Below are 14,831 nucleotides of genomic sequence, written 5' to 3' on the forward strand. Positions count from 1 at the left end.
GCTGCCGCCCGACGCGGGTTTCTGTATACAATCTGTCTCCTGTCCAAGGAGACGTGCAGTGCTTACCCATCTCGATTCCCAAGGCCGCGCCAACATGGTCGACGTCACCGACAAGGCGGTGACTTCCCGTGAAGCGACGGCTGAAGCCCGCGTGCGCATGCGCCCGGAAACCCTCGCCATGATCCAGGCAGGCGGCCACCCCAAGGGCGATGTATTCGCCGTGGCGCGCATCGCCGGCATCCAGGCGGCGAAGAAGACCTCCGACCTCATTCCCCTGTGTCACCCGCTGATGCTCACCAGCGTCAAGGTAGAGCTGGAGGCGGAAGGGGACGACTGCGTGCGCATCGTCGCCCGCTGCAAACTGGCCGGGCAGACCGGGGTGGAGATGGAAGCCCTGACCGCCGCCAGCGTCGCCGCCCTGACGATCTACGACATGTGCAAGGCGGTGGATCGCGGCATGACCATCGAAAACGTACGCCTGCTGGAAAAGCTGGGCGGCAAGAGCGGCCACTACCAGGCCGGGGAGTAATGATGATTCGCGTGCAGTATTTCGCCCGTTACCGTGAAGCGCTCGGCATCGAAGGCGAGCAGCTCAACTGTGACCCGGCGTTCGCGAAACTGGATGACCTGCGCCAGCACCTGCTGGCCCGTGGCGGCGTGTGGGAAGTGCTCGCCGAACAGAACCTGATGTGCGCCCGCAACCAGGAGCTGTGCAGCCTGGACGAGGCCCTCGCCGATGGCGACGAAGTCGCCTTCTTCCCCACGGTCACAGGAGGCTGAGATGGCCATTCGCGTGCAGGAAGGCGCTTTCGATCCCGGTGTTGAACTCAACGCGCTGCACGCGGCCAACGTCGGCATTGGCGCCGTGGTCGGTTTCGTTGGCTACGTGCGCGACTTCAATGACGGCAAGGAAGTGGCGGGGATGTTCCTCGAGCATTACCCGGGCATGACCGAGAAGGCCCTGGAGAAGATCGGGGCAGAGGCACGGGAACGCTGGCCGCTGCTCAACGTGGAGATACTCCACCGTGTTGGCCGCCTGGAACCGGGCGAGCCCATCGTCTTCGTCGGCACCGCCAGTGCCCATCGCCAGGCAGCGTTCGACGCGTGCAACTTCATCATGGACTTCCTCAAGACCCGCGCGCCCTTCTGGAAGAAGGAAGACACCGCCGAAGGCCCACGCTGGGTGGAAGGGCGGTGCAGCGACAAGGCCGCCGCCGAGCGTTGGGAATAATCCGAGTGCGGGCTGCTTTTCCTGTGGGGGCGAATTTATTCGCTAAGCAGGCCGCAGGCCTGCCATTTGGAGTCCCTAGGGGCAGCTACGCTCCCTTTCGCGAATAAATTCGCCCCCACAGATATTTATCCCTGTTGTCTCGAAGCCCGGACCCGCCGGGCTTTTTCATGGGTGATTGACGATCTGTACATTTGAGTCCAGTATGGACTCATAAGTACAAGTTAGCGGCATCCATGATGATCCTCAGCCAGCTACCCACCTCATTCCCATCCCGGCCGTCCGTGGCCGTGTCTTCTTCTGCCTCGCAAACCCATTCCGAACCTGCTCGTCCTATCCTGTGGCGGGCATCCATCCGTACTGCGGGAGTCGCACCATGAAGAAACTCGTTCTGCTGGGCAGCCTTGCCCTGAGCCTGCTTGCCTCCAGCGTTTTCGCCGCTGACAAGCCCCTGCGCATTGGCATCGAGGCCGCCTATCCGCCCTTCGCCTTCAAGACGCCGGACGGCCAGATCTCTGGCTTCGACTACGACATCGGCAATGCCATGTGCGAAGAGATGAAGGTGAAGTGCCAGTGGATCGAGCAGGAGTTCGATGGCCTGATCCCGTCCCTCAAGGTGAAGAAGGTGGACGCCGTGCTGTCGTCCATGACCATCACCGAAGAGCGCAAGAAGTCCGTCGACTTCACCGGCAAGTACTACTACAGCCCGGCGCGTCTGGTGATGAAGAAGGGCAGTGTGGTCGACCCCGAGTTCAAGAGCCTGGTGGGCAAGACCATCGGCACCCAGCGCTCCACCACCACTGACCGCTTCGCTGCCGAGGTACTGGAGCCCAAGGGTGTGAAGGTGGTGCGTTACAGCACCCAGAACGAGATCTACCTGGACGTGCTGTCCGGCCGCCTGGATGGCGTGCTGGCTGACGTCTTCCCGCTCAACGAAGGCTTCCTCAAGACCGATAACGGCAAGGGCTACGAGTTCGTCGGTCCGGTGCTGAACGATCCGAAGTACTTCGGAGAGGGTGCCGGCATTGCTGTGCGCAAGGGCGATAACGAGCTGCGTGAGAAGTTCAACAACGCCATCAAGACCCTGCGTGAGAACGGCAAGTACCAGGCGATCCAGGCCAAGTACTTCGACTTCGATATCTACGGCGAGTGATTGATCTGCCGCTGGGAAGAAGCCGCGCGAATGCGCGGCTTTTTCATTTTTGCAGGTAGTCGTAGGGTGGACCACGCTTCACCGGTCCACCATTCGAGGTCCGGCTTGGCGCCGCTGGTGGATGGAAGAGCGCCATCCACCCTACGGACCGGACGAAAGTAGTCAGAGCGCTGCACGGTCTGCCCCCTCTCCCGCCTGCGGGAGAGGGCTGGGGTGAGGGTTGCTCCGGCTGGCTCGGTGCTCGGCCGTATCGCGAATGAATTCGCTTCTACAAAGGCAGGGCTGCGCCCTGCATAGCGATTGAAATCGCCCCCACAGGTATGTGCGGGCGCCGAAGTTGAGCCGAGAGTCACCCCTCTCCTCTTCAGGGAGAGGGGCCGGGGGAGAGGGCCGCGTCAGGCCAGCGCGAGAATCTTTGAAACCAGCCAAAGAAAAAGGGAGCCCGAAGGCTCCCTTTCTCGTTGCGGCGAACGGCTGTCAGTGCAGTATCTGCCCGAGGAACAGCTTGGTCCGCTCGTTCTGCGGGTTGTCGAAGAAGGCGTTGGGCTCGTTCTGTTCCACGATCTCGCCCTTGTCCATGAAGATCACCCGGTTGGCCACGGTGCGGGCGAAGCCCATCTCGTGGGTCACGCAGAGCATGGTCATGCCGTCGTGGGCGAGGCCGATCATGGTGTCGAGCACTTCCTTCACCATCTCCGGGTCGAGTGCCGAGGTGGGTTCGTCGAACAGCATGATCTTCGGCTTCATGCACAGGGCACGGGCGATGGCCACGCGCTGCTGCTGGCCGCCGGAGAGCTGACCTGGGAACTTGTTCGCCTGCTCCGGAATGCGCACGCGCTCCAGGTAGTGCATGGCGACTTCCTCGGCCTGGCGCTTGGGCATCTTGCGTACCCACATCGGCGCCAGGGTGCAGTTCTGCAGCACGGTGAGGTGCGGGAACAGGTTGAAGTGCTGGAACACCATGCCCACTTCGCTGCGGATCGCCTCGATGTGTTTGAGGTCGCTGGTCAGCTCGGTGCCGTCGACGATGATGCGGCCCTGCTGGTGCTCTTCCAGGCGGTTGATGCAGCGGATGGTGGTGGACTTGCCGGAACCGGACGGACCGCAGAGGACGATGCGCTCGCCCTGCTGCACGTCGAGGTTGATGTCCTTCAGCACGTGGAACTGGCCATACCACTTGTTCACGCCCTGCAGGCGGATGATCGGTTCGCCGGCTACTTTCTTGCTTGCTTCAGTCATGGGATGACTCCTAACGCTTGTGGCCGGTGTCCAGCTTGCGCTCCAGGCTCATGGAGTAGCGGGACATGCCGAAACAGAAGATCCAGAACACCAGGGCGGCGAAGACGTAGCCTTCGGTAGCCATGCCCAGCCAGGCCGGGTCGGTGGTGGCTTGCTTGATGCTGTTGAGGAGGTCGAACAGGCCGATGATGATCACCAGGCTGGTGTCCTTGAACAGCGCGATGAAGGTGTTGACGATGCCGGGGATCACCAGCTTCAGGGCTTGCGGCAGGATCACCAGGCCCATCATCCGCCAGTAACCCAGGCCCATGGCCGCAGCGGCTTCGTACTGGCCCTTGGGGATCGCCTGCAGGCCGCCACGCACCACTTCGGCGATGTACGCCGACTGGAACATGATCACGCCGATCAGCGCCCGCAGCAGCTTGTCGAAGGACAGGCCTTCAGGCAGGAACAGCGGCAGCATCACCGAGGACATGAACAGCACGGTGATCAGCGGAACGCCACGCCAGAACTCGATGAAGGTCACGCAGATGACCTTGATCGCCGGCATGTTCGAACGCCGTCCCAGTGCCAGCAGGATGCCCAGCGGCAGCGCACCGACGATGCCCACCGCAGCGATCACCAGGGTCAGCATCAGGCCGCCCCATTGGCTGCTGGACACGGTGCTCATGCCGAGGAAGCCGCCGTGCAGCAGCCAGTAGGCAATGATCGGGTAGATCACCAGGAAGCTCAGGCCATACACCGCCTTGCGCGAAAAGCGCGGGATGAACAGCGGCGCGGCGCCGATGATGGCGATCCATACCGCCAGGTCCACTCGCCAGCGCAGGTCTTCGGGGTAGAAGCCGTACATGAACTGGGAGAAGCGCATCTTGATGAAGACCCAGCAGGCGCCTTCGCTGGTGCAGTCGGCGCGGGTGCTGCCGCTCCAGTCAGCCTGCAGGAAGGCCCACTTGATCAGCGGCGGCAGGACCAGCCACACCAGGTAGATGGCGAACAGGGTCAGCAGGGTGTTGAACCAGTTCGAGAACAGGTTGGCGCGCAGCCAGCCCAGTACACCGACGCTCATCCGGGGTGGCGGCTGGTCGGGCTTGAATACGTGTGTCGTCATGGTTCGCCCCTTACCGCTCGACTAGCGCAATGCGCTTGTTGTACCAGTTCATCAGCAGGGAAATGCTGATGCTGATGGCCAGGTAGACGCTCATGGTGATGGTGACCACCTCGATCGCCTGGCCGGTCTGGTTCAGCACCGTACCGGCGAATAGCGAGACCATGTCCGGGTAGCCGATGCCGGCTGCCAGGGACGAGTTCTTGGTCAGGTTCAGGTACTGGCTGGTGAGCGGCGGGATGATCACGCGCAGGGCCTGCGGGATGATCACCAGACGCAGGGTCTTGGCGGCGGGCAGACCGAGCGAGCGCGCGGCTTCGGTCTGGCCGTGGCTGACCGCCTGGATGCCGGAGCGCACGTTCTCGGCGATGAACGCCGCGGTGTACACGGTCAGTGCCAGGGTCAGGGCGATCAGTTCCGGAATCACCACCCAGCCGCCGCGGAAGTTGAAGCCTTGCAGCTCCGGAATGCTCCACTCGAACGGGCGGCCGAAGACCAGGGCGACCAGGCCGGGAATCACCACCAGCAGCACGATCGAGGTGAGCAGCACCGGGAAGCGCTGGCCGGTGGACTCACGCTTTACCTTGGCCCAGCGGGCGACGGCGATGATCGCCAGCAGCACCAGTACCAGGCTGACCAGGAAGGGCAGGAAGCCGTCGGCAATGGTCGGCGCCGGCATGTACAGGCCGCGGTTGTTGAGGAAGAAGTGCTCGCCGATGGCCAGGCTCTGGCGCGGCCCCGGCATGGGCAGCATCACCGCGAAGTACCAGAAGAAGATCTGCAGCAGCGGCGGGATGTTGCGGAAGGTCTCGATGTAGACGGTCGCCAGCTTGCGGATCAGCCAGTTCGGCGACAGCCGTGCCACGCCAAGGAGGAAGCCGAGGATGGTGGCGAAGACGATACCGATACACGAGACCAGCAGGGTGTTGAGCAGGCCGATGACGAAAACGCGGCCGTAGCTGTTGCTTTCGTTGTAATCGATCAGGTGTTGGGAAATCCCGAAGCCGGCGCTCTGTTCGAGGAAGTCGAAGCCGGACAGGATGCCGCGCTGTTGCAGGTTGTGCTGGGTGTTCTGGAACAGGTACCAGCCCAGTGCCACGACCGCGATGACGGCGATTATCTGGAATAGCCACGCACGTGCCTTGGGATCGGTCCAGAACGAACCTTTCGGGGCACGCGGGGCGTTGGCAGGTTTTTGCATGACAGCCCTCTGGGAACCGCTGGCCGCCCGGATGGGGGACGGCGGCCAGGGTTCGCGTTGAAACGGAACTCGAACCCGGCGGCCACTTCATGCGGCCGCCGGGCGACGGTCAGCGCACCGGCGGTGCGTATTGCAGACCGCCCTTGTTCCACAGGGCGTTGAGACCGCGCTCGATCTTCAGCTCGCTACCGGCACCGATGTTGCGATCGAAGATTTCACCGTAGTTGCCGACTTGTTTGACGATTTGCACCGCCCAGTCCTTCGGCAGCTTCAGGTCCTTGCCGAACTCGCCTTCAGTGCCCAGCAGACGGGCAATGTCGGGGTTCTTGGTGGTTTTGGCCTGTTCTTCGACGTTCTTCGAGGTCAGACCCAGTTCTTCTGCGTTGAGCATGGCGAACAGGGACCAGCGCACGATGTCGAACCACTCCTCGTCACCCTGGCGCACGGCTGGGCCGAGGGGCTCTTTGGAGATCACTTCCGGCAGCACCACGTACTCGTCCGGAGCGGCCAGCTTGATGCGCTGTGCATAGAGCTGGGACTGGTCGGAGGTCAGCACGTCGCAACGACCGGACTCCAGCGACTTGGCGCTCTCGTCGGAGGTGTCGTAGGTGATGGGGGTGTACTTCAGGTTGTTGGCGCGGAAGTAGTCGGACAGGTTCAGCTCGGTGGTGGTGCCGGCCTGGATGCACACGGTGGCGCCATCGAGTTCCTTGGCGCTGGAGACGCCGAGCTTCTTGTTCACCAGGAAGCCCTGGCCGTCGTAGTAGGTCACGCCGGTGAAGTTCAGGCCCATGGCAGCATCACGGGAGCTGGTCCAGGTGCTGTTGCGCGACAGGACGTCGACTTCGCCGGACTGCAGCGCGGTGAAACGTTCCTTGGCGGTCAGGGGGCTGAATTTGACTTTGCTGGCATCGCCAAACACGGCGGCGGCAACTGCGCGGCAGACGTCAACGTCGATGCCTTTGTAATTGCCCTTGCCGTCGGCATAGGAAAAGCCCGGGAGGCCGTCACTGATGCCGCATTGCACGAAGCCTTTCTTTTTCACCGCGTCCAGGGTGGCGCCCGCCTGCGCGAAACCGCTGACACCGAGAACGGTTGCCGCGGTCAGCACGGCCAGGGTGGATTTCACCATCTTCATTAAAACCTCCAGTTGCTTTTATTGGTGTTGGAGTCTCGATCCCACCGCCGTACCCTCGTGAGGCAGGTTCAACCCTTTATGCACTGGAAAGGGTCAACCGGGGTGTCGGACCTAAGGAAGGAGTCTAGTTGGCGCTGCTCCGCTCGCCACCGGACCTTTCCCTGCCCATTGGTCAAATGGGCTGGAGACGGATTTGCGCCCGCCCTCGCATCACGAATGACGCCAGGTGACCGCCTGCAAGGCCTCGGCCGGAGCCGCTGCCCAACCCGTTGCACACCGGGCAAGTGTTACCGTGCCACGGCTGTGTTTCAGTGAGCTGCTGGTTAGCAAAGGCCGTACCAGCAAGACGCCAGTAGGCCTATTCAGATAGGTCAATAGGTAAAGTTTTAGCCTTGCGACATCTTTTTCAGTTATCAAACCACCCCTTCTGATGCCATCGCCCCATAACTGTGCAGAAGCACCACAACGGAGCCACACATGAGCGACACACTGATCCTGGAGCCCACACATCGCGCCGACGCCTGCGTCATCTGGCTCCACGGCCTGGGCGCGGACCGTTATGACTTCCTGCCGGTGGCCGAGGCCCTGCAGGAAGTGCTGGGCACCACGCGCTTCGTGCTGCCCCAGGCGCCGACCCGCGCGGTGACCATCAATGGTGGCTGGGCCATGCCGTCCTGGTACGACATCCTCGCCATGCGCCCTGAGCGTGCGATCAACGAGGCGCAACTGGAGGAATCGGCCGAGCAGGTCATGGCGCTGGTGCAGGCACAGATCGACGGCGGCATCGAGCCCCGCCGCATCATCCTCGCCGGCTTCTCCCAGGGTGGCGCCGTGGTATTGCACACCGCCTTCCTGCGCTGGGCGGATGAGCTGGGCGGCGTACTGGCGCTGTCCACCTACGCACCCACCTTCGCCGACGAAATGAAACTGTCGGATACAAAACGACAACTGCCGGTCCTTTGCTTGCATGGCACTTTCGACGACGTGGTGCTGCCTGCGATGGGCCGCTCCGCCCACGATCGCCTGGCCGCTGCCGGGGTTCCTGTGGAGTGGCGCGACTATCCGATGGCCCACGAGGTATTGCCGCAGCAGATCCGTGACATCGGCGCCTGGCTGGTGGAGCGCCTGCACAGCTGATCCCGCAACCCGACAGAACAAGAACCGACCATGGCCCAGACCTCCGCTCCGCCCATCGCCACCCTGCGTGATATCGAAGAACTCGAACGCCTTTCGCTGGAAGAACGCGGTATGCCGGACAGCACCTATGAGCTGATCCGCCAGAGTGCCGAGCGCCATCCGCACAAACGCGCCATGACCTTCCTGCTCCAGGGTGATGCCGAAGAGGCGCCGTTCGAGCTGACTTATGCACAGCTGTTGGCGCGAGTCACCCAGGCGGCCAACGCCTTCCATCATCTAGGTGTACGCCCGGGCAAGGCGGTGTCTTTCCTGCTGCCGAACCTGCCCCATACCCATTTCACCATCTGGGGCGGGGAAGCGGCCGGCGTGGTCAATGCCATCAACCCGTTGCTGGAGCCCGAGCACATCGCCGAGCTGATCCATGCGGCTGACTCCAGGGTACTGGTGACGCTGGCGCCGTTCCCCGGCACCGATCTCTGGGACAAGGTGGCCGGCCTGCGTGACCGGCTGCCGGAGCTTTCGGCCATCGTCACCGTCGACCTGGCCAACCTGCTGCCCGAGCCCGAGCGCAGCGCCATCAAGGCCCAGCGCGGCCTGCTACCGGAAGGCGTGCTGGACTTCGACGAACTGCTCGACCGCTTCCCCGCCGACCACCTGCAGAGCGGCCGGGTGATCGCGCCGGATGACGTCGCCTCCTACTTCCATACCGGCGGCACCACCGGCACGCCCAAGCTGGCGCCCCACAGCCATCGCAACGAAGTGGCCATGGCGATGATCCTGGCCTACGCCATCAACCTGGGGGAGGGCGACAACACCCTCTGCGGCCTGCCGCTGTTCCACGTCAATGGCGTGATGGTCACCGGCCTCGCCCCGATCTTCGCGGGTGCCGAATTCCTCATTGCCACGCCTCAGGGCTATCGCAATACGCGGCTGATCCAGAACTTCTGGAAAGTCATCGAGCGCTACCGGGTGAGTTTCTTCAGCGGCGTGCCGACCATCTACGCGGGCCTGTTGCAGGTGCCCAGCGAGGGGCACGACCTGTCCAGCCTGCGCTATGCCCTATGCGGCGCCGCGCCCATGCCGGTGGAACTGATCCGCCAATTCGAGGCCAAGACCGGCCTCAAACTGATCGAAGGCTACGGCCTGACCGAGGCCACCTGCGGCACCTGTGGCAACCCCGCCCACGGCGAGCGCCGGCCCGGCTCCATTGGCATGCGCATGCCCTATTGCCAGGTGAAGGTCGCAGTGCTCGACGAGCAGGGTAGTTACTTGCGTGATGCCGAACAGAACGAGATCGGCAACCTCTGTGTGCGCGGCGTGACCGTGTTCAACGGCTACCTGCAAGCCAGCAGGAACAAGGACATCTGGGTCGATGGCGACTGGTTCAATACCGGTGATCTCGGGCGGATGGATGCCGATGGCTACATCTGGCTCACCGGCCGCAGCAAGGACCTGATCATTCGCGGCGGCCACAACATCGACCCGCAGATGATCGAAGAGGCCCTGCACCGCCATCCCGCCGTGGCCATGGCCGCCGCCGTCGGCAAGCCGGACGACAAGGTCGGCGAACTGCCGGTGGCCTATGTGCAGCTCAAGCCCGGCGCCAGCGTCAGCGAGGCCGAACTGCTGGCGCATGCCGCCCAGCATGTACCCGAGCGCGCAGCGGTGCCCAAGGATGTCTGGATCATCGACGCCATTCCGGTCACCGCCGTGGGCAAGACCTTCAAGCCGACACTGCGTTTCGACGCCACCCGCCGTGTGCTGGAGCAGGTGCTGGGCGCCATAGCGCCGGGCGTGACGGTGGAAGTGGTCAACGACGATCGCCACGGCCAGGTTGCCGAGATCCGCGTGCCGGGGCTGGATGAGTCGCTGCGGGCCAAGCTGGAAGCCCGCATGGCCGGCTACGCGGTGAAGTTCCGCCTGCTGGCCTGAGGCCATCTATACTGGCTGTCGAAGGCCGCCTCACGGGGCGGCCTTCTGCGCTGTGCAACATTCGCAACTCTCGCGCCGAACCGCCCGCAGCGGCTCGGGGCATTTTTGCGCGCCCGGAAAACTGTTGCGAAATTGTGGCGAATATCAGTAATCGTCGCGTTCCTTACCGTTATCCTGCCGTCTGTCGGCCCAACTTTAGGTGGGCATTGTCAGGTAAAAAGTGTGGGAATACTGTCACACCGGGTTTACAGCTGAGACAAGGATCGTTAGCGGTGTCGTCCGCTTCGACTGCCATCCGAGGCGTTGCAGCCATGAAGCATGTCCACTGGCAAGAAGACTTGGCTCTGCTGAGCCGACTGCGTCTGTTCCAGAACGTCACCGCGAACTGTCTCGCGCAGTTGCTCAAGGAATTCCGTGCCTGCGATCTGGAGGCAGGGGAGGTTGTGCTGTCGCCGTTCAACCGCAATCAGCACCTCTATCTGGTGGTGAGCGGGCGGCTGAAGGTCTATCTCGGTTCGCTGGACAACAATCCGGTGAGCACCATCGAAGCGGGCGAGTGCGCCGGCGAGATCAGCTTCATCGACAACGACCATCCTTCGGCCTACGTGGTGGCCAGCGAGCCCACTACCGTATTGCGCCTGCACCGGCAGTCCCTGGTTAGCCTGTTCCAGCAGTCGCCGCAGTTGATGCAGAACCTGCTGGAGTTGCTCTGCGAGCGTGTGCGCCAGGGCAACCGGATCATTCTCGACACCGAACAGAACGCCAAGATCGACACCCTCACCGGGCTCTTCAATCGTCGCTGGCTGGAGCAGATCTTTCAGCGCGAAAGCACCCGCTGTGCCTTCAACGAGCAGCCGCTGTCGATGCTCATGCTGGATGTGGACCATTTCAAGGCCTACAACGATCGCCACGGCCACCTGGCCGGCGACTACGCGCTCTGCCTGGTCTCCCACACCCTGCGCAACCAGCTGCGGCCCAAGGACAGCATGGCGCGCTACGGCGGCGAGGAGTTCGTCATCCTGCTACCGGAGATCAACGGCGATGAGGCGCGCACTATCGGTGAGCGGCTGCGCTCCAGCCTGGAGCAGATCGCCTCCTTCTATTCCCCATTGGGCGTGCTGCCCGGCGTGACCGTTTCCATCGGCATGGCTGAGATGCAGCAACCGGACAGCCTGCAAGGCCTGATCGCTCGGGCCGACAGCGCGCTCTACCAGGCCAAGCACGATGGGCGTAATCGACTGAACGGGTAGCTGAGCCTCGCGGGTGTTTCCCCAAATGAGGCAGGCCCTGGATTTCCCGTCCGCTCAAACGTCTGTTTGCTAGAGTCCGTTCACTACAAGACAGCCGGAAAGCTGGACATGCGCAAACTTCTGATCGCTTTGCTATTGCTGGTGGCCGTTGGCCTGGGGATTTTCTTCTACTTGCCGGTGTTACTCGACCGCGAGATGAACACGGTGGAATCGCCGCCGCCCTATCACGCCTCGGATGAGGCCGAGAACCTGCACAAGACGCTGTTCGTCGCCGACCTGCACGACGATGCCTTGCTGTGGAGCCGCAACCTGCTGGATCGCCATGACTTCGGCCACAGCGACCTGCCGCGCCTGCTTGAAGGGCATGTCGGCCTGCAGGTGTTCTCCACGGTGACCAAAACCCCGCGCGGCCTCAACTACGAGCGCAATGGTTCCGACTCCGACAACATCACCCTGCTGGCCATGGCCCAGCGCTGGCCCCGCGCAACCTGGCACAGCCTGCTGGAGCGCGCGCTCTATCAGGGCAAGAGGCTCGAGGAAGCCGCCGCCGGCAGCCAGGGCAAGCTGACCCTGGTGCGCAGCCGCGACGACTTCGCCCGCTACCTCGCCGCCTGGGAAAAGGACCCGAACCAGGTCGCCGCCATCCTCGCCACCGAAGGCCTGCATCCGCTGGAAGGCAAGCTGGAGAACGTCGACCGCATGTACGACGCGGGTTTCCGCATCATGGGCCTGACTCACTTCTTCGATAACGAAGTGGGTGGTTCCGCCCATGGCCTGGAGAAGGGCGGGCTGACGCCCTTCGGTCGCCGGGTGATCGCCCGCCTGGAAGAGAAAAAGATGCTGGTGGACCTGGCCCACGCCTCCCGCGCACTGATCGACGACGTGCTGAACATGACCGAGCGTCCGGTGCTGGTCTCCCATACCGGCGTCGAGGGCACCTGCCCGGGTACCCGCAACCTTACCGACGCGCATATCCAGCGCATCGCCGCCACTGGCGGAGTGATCGGTATCGGCTACTGGGATACCGCCGTCTGCGAAACTTCGGTCAAGGCCATCGTCAAGGCCATCCGCTATGTCGCCGACAAGGTCGGCGTGCAGCATGTGGCGCTGGGCTCGGACTTCGACGGTGCGGTGCATACGCCCTTCGACACCAGCGGCCTGGCGCAACTGACCCAGGGCCTGAAGGAAGCCGGCTTCAGTGAGTCAGACATCGCCGCCATCATGGGCGGAAACGTCCGCCGACTGCTGCTGGAGACGCTTCCTTAGTCCAAGTCAAGCCCTCAAATGCCCGCAGCTCTTCGCCCTGCGGGCATCTTGCTTTACACTGGCGGCCGTTCATTCCTTAATCAATCGACGAGACCACCGTGCTCAAAGCACTCAAGAAGATATTCAGCAAGGGTGAAGAGCCGCAGGCCAGCCCCGCCCCCACCGCTCCAGCCCCCGCCCGCGCCGAAAAGGAAGAGCGTCCGGCCACACCGAAGAAAGCGCCTCGCGAAGCAGGCGAAAAGGCCGAAGGCTCCAGCGAACGCCCACCCCGCGGTGAGAAAAAGCCCCGCAGCGACAAGCCCAAATCCGACAAGCCGCGCCGCGAGCGCCCGGCCAAGGCTGCGCGCCCTGTTGATAACTGGAAGCTCGAAGACTTCGCGGTGGAGCCTCAGGAAGGCAAGACCCGCTTCCACGACTTCAACCTCGATCCGACGCTGATGCACGCCATCCACGATCTGGGTTTCCCCTATTGCACTCCGATCCAGGCCCAGGTCCTCGGCCATACCCTCAAGGGTAAGGACGCCATCGGTCGTGCGCAGACCGGTACCGGCAAGACCGCTGCCTTCCTCATCTCCACCATCACCCAGCTGCTGCAGACCCCGCCGCCGAAAGAGCGCTATATGGGCGAGCCGCGTGCGCTGATCATCGCGCCGACCCGCGAGCTGGTGGTGCAGATCGCCAAGGACGCCCAGGCGCTGACCAAGTACAGCGGCCTCAGCGTCATGAGCTTCGTTGGCGGCATGGACTTCGACAAACAGCTCAGGCAGCTGGAATCCCGCTTCTGCGACATCCTGGTCGCCACCCCTGGCCGCCTGCTGGACTTCAACCAGCGCGGCGAAGTGCACCTGGACATGGTCGAGGTGATGGTTCTGGACGAAGCTGACCGCATGCTCGACATGGGCTTCATCCCGCAGGTGCGCCAGATCATCCGCCAGACGCCGTTCAAGGGCGAACGCCAGACCCTGCTGTTCTCCGCCACCTTCACCGAAGACGTGATGAACCTGGCCAAGCAGTGGACCGTCGATCCGGCCATCGTCGAGATCGAGCCGGAGAACGTCGCCAGCGAGACCGTCGAACAGCACGTCTACGCCGTGGCCAGCAGCGACAAGTACAAGCTGCTCTACAACCTGGTTGCTCAGAACAACTGGGAGCGGGTGATGGTCTTCGCCAACCGCAAGGACGAAGTGCGTCGCATCGAGGAACGCCTGACCAGGGACGGCATCAGCGCCGCCCAGATGTCCGGTGACGTGCCTCAGCACAAGCGCATCAAGACTCTGGAAGGCTTCCGCGAAGGCAAGATTCGCGTCCTGGTGGCCACCGATGTCGCCGGCCGTGGCATCCATATCGATGGCATCAGCCACGTGATCAACTTCACCCTGCCGGAAGACCCGGACGACTACGTGCACCGCATCGGTCGTACCGGCCGCGCAGGCGCCAGCGGTACCTCCATCAGCTTCGCTGGCGAGGACGATGCCTTCGCCCTGCCGCCGATCGAGGAGCTGCTGGGCCGCAAGATCAACTGCGAAATGCCCCCCACCGAACTGCTCAAGTCGGTGCCGCGCAAGCACCACTGAGGTCGAGTGGAATGAAAAAAGGCGAAGCCAGGTGCTTCGCCTTTTTCTTTGGGGCAGGGAAGGGGAGACCTGCGGCCTCCTTGGCGAATGAATTCGCCCCTACAGGCAGAACACTGCGATTGGAGCTCGCTCGGACAGCTCCCTCTCCATTGAGGGAGAGGGCTGGGGCGGGGGGATGTCGGTGGGCTCGGTGCCAATCCATCTCGCGAATGAATTCGCCCCCACAGGGAAAGTGCCAAGGCTGCGCGCTGGCACCTACAACACCCTCTCCCACTTGCGGGAGAGGTTTGGGGGGCGGGGCTCTTGTAGGTTGGGCAGAGCGCAGCGAAGCCCAACGAGGTTGACCGTGACTCCGCATGTTTGGCTTCGCGCAGCTCTGCCCAACCTACGGTCGGATGCGCGGCGCTGGGCCCACGCTCGAACTGCCCCTCTCCCACTTGCGGGAGAGGTTTGGGGGGAGGGGCTCTTGTAGGTTGGGCAGAGCGCAGCGAAGCCCAACGAGGTTGAGCGTGACTCCACATGTTGGGCTTCGCGTAGCTCTGCCACAACCTACGGTCGGATGCGCGGCGCTGGGCCCACGCTCGAACTGCCCCTCTCCCACTTGCGGG

At 63.2% G+C, this 14,831-nt stretch carries 13 protein-coding genes; 9 read left to right on the plus strand and 4 right to left on the minus strand.

Going from position 1 to position 14,831, the window contains the following annotated elements:
• Positions 1-58 precede the first annotated feature (58 nt).
• The 4 genes from moaC to E8F06_RS25250 all read left to right on the plus strand — a co-directional run bounded on the left by moaC (position 59) and on the right by E8F06_RS25250 (position 2,381).
• Complete coding sequence (gene moaC / locus E8F06_RS25235) at positions 59-529, plus strand: cyclic pyranopterin monophosphate synthase MoaC (protein WP_190827388.1); 471 nt, start codon at positions 59-61, stop codon at positions 527-529.
• Positions 530-531: 2 nt separating this feature from the next.
• Complete coding sequence (locus E8F06_RS25240; RefSeq protein WP_028628601.1) at positions 532-780, plus strand: MoaD/ThiS family protein; 249 nt, start codon at positions 532-534, stop codon at positions 778-780.
• Between the two features lies 1 nt (position 781).
• Entirely contained in the window at positions 782-1,231 is a 450-nt protein-coding gene (gene moaE / locus E8F06_RS25245; protein ID WP_280372039.1) for a molybdopterin synthase catalytic subunit MoaE, read from the plus strand.
• A gap of 373 nt (positions 1,232-1,604) precedes the next feature.
• A complete protein-coding gene (locus E8F06_RS25250) occupies positions 1,605-2,381 on the plus strand; it encodes an ABC transporter substrate-binding protein (protein ID WP_280372040.1) in 777 nt (258 codons plus the stop codon).
• Positions 2,382-2,858: 477 nt separating this feature from the next.
• On the opposite strand, the gene E8F06_RS25255 is transcribed toward E8F06_RS25250, so the two are convergent.
• The 4 genes from E8F06_RS25255 to E8F06_RS25270 all read right to left on the minus strand — a co-directional run bounded on the left by E8F06_RS25255 (position 2,859) and on the right by E8F06_RS25270 (position 7,064).
• The gene (locus E8F06_RS25255) at positions 2,859-3,620 is read right to left on the minus strand and encodes an amino acid ABC transporter ATP-binding protein (RefSeq protein WP_280372041.1); all 762 of its coding nucleotides are present in this window, start codon (positions 3,618-3,620) and stop codon (positions 2,859-2,861) included.
• 10 nt (positions 3,621-3,630) lie between these two features.
• Complete coding sequence (locus tag E8F06_RS25260; RefSeq protein ID WP_280372042.1) at positions 3,631-4,728, minus strand: amino acid ABC transporter permease; 1,098 nt, start codon at positions 4,726-4,728, stop codon at positions 3,631-3,633.
• Between the two features lie 10 nt (positions 4,729-4,738).
• Positions 4,739-5,926, minus strand: a complete 1,188-nt coding sequence (locus tag E8F06_RS25265) for an amino acid ABC transporter permease (protein ID WP_280372043.1) — start codon at positions 5,924-5,926, stop codon at positions 4,739-4,741.
• A 109-nt stretch (positions 5,927-6,035) separates the two neighbouring features.
• Complete coding sequence (locus E8F06_RS25270; RefSeq protein WP_151132101.1) at positions 6,036-7,064, minus strand: amino acid ABC transporter substrate-binding protein; 1,029 nt, start codon at positions 7,062-7,064, stop codon at positions 6,036-6,038.
• 477 nt (positions 7,065-7,541) lie between these two features.
• Here E8F06_RS25270 and E8F06_RS25275 point away from each other — a divergent pair, with 477 nt between their 5' ends.
• From E8F06_RS25275 to rhlB, 5 genes are all read left to right on the plus strand, one after another.
• Positions 7,542-8,201 (plus strand): alpha/beta fold hydrolase, encoded by a 660-nt coding sequence (locus E8F06_RS25275; RefSeq protein WP_280372044.1) that lies wholly within the window; start codon positions 7,542-7,544, stop codon positions 8,199-8,201.
• Between the two features lie 30 nt (positions 8,202-8,231).
• Positions 8,232-10,133: an acyl-CoA synthetase gene (locus E8F06_RS25280; protein WP_280372045.1), complete on the plus strand. Its 1,902-nt coding sequence runs from the start codon at positions 8,232-8,234 to the stop codon at positions 10,131-10,133.
• A 311-nt stretch (positions 10,134-10,444) separates the two neighbouring features.
• Positions 10,445-11,383, plus strand: coding sequence for a GGDEF domain-containing protein (locus tag E8F06_RS25285; RefSeq protein WP_280372046.1), 939 nt, complete (start codon positions 10,445-10,447; stop codon positions 11,381-11,383).
• 108 nt (positions 11,384-11,491) lie between these two features.
• Positions 11,492-12,649 carry a dipeptidase gene (locus tag E8F06_RS25290; protein ID WP_280372047.1) on the plus strand — a complete coding sequence of 386 codons (1,158 nt, stop codon included), beginning with the start codon at positions 11,492-11,494 and terminating at the stop codon, positions 12,647-12,649.
• Positions 12,650-12,747: 98 nt separating this feature from the next.
• Positions 12,748-14,223, plus strand: a complete 1,476-nt coding sequence (gene rhlB, locus E8F06_RS25295; RefSeq protein WP_280372048.1) for an ATP-dependent RNA helicase RhlB — start codon at positions 12,748-12,750, stop codon at positions 14,221-14,223.
• Positions 14,224-14,831: the final 608 nt, after the last annotated feature.

It is taken from the genome of Pseudomonas sp. BN411 (genome assembly GCF_029871235.1).
Lineage (GTDB): Bacteria > Pseudomonadota > Gammaproteobacteria > Pseudomonadales > Pseudomonadaceae > Metapseudomonas.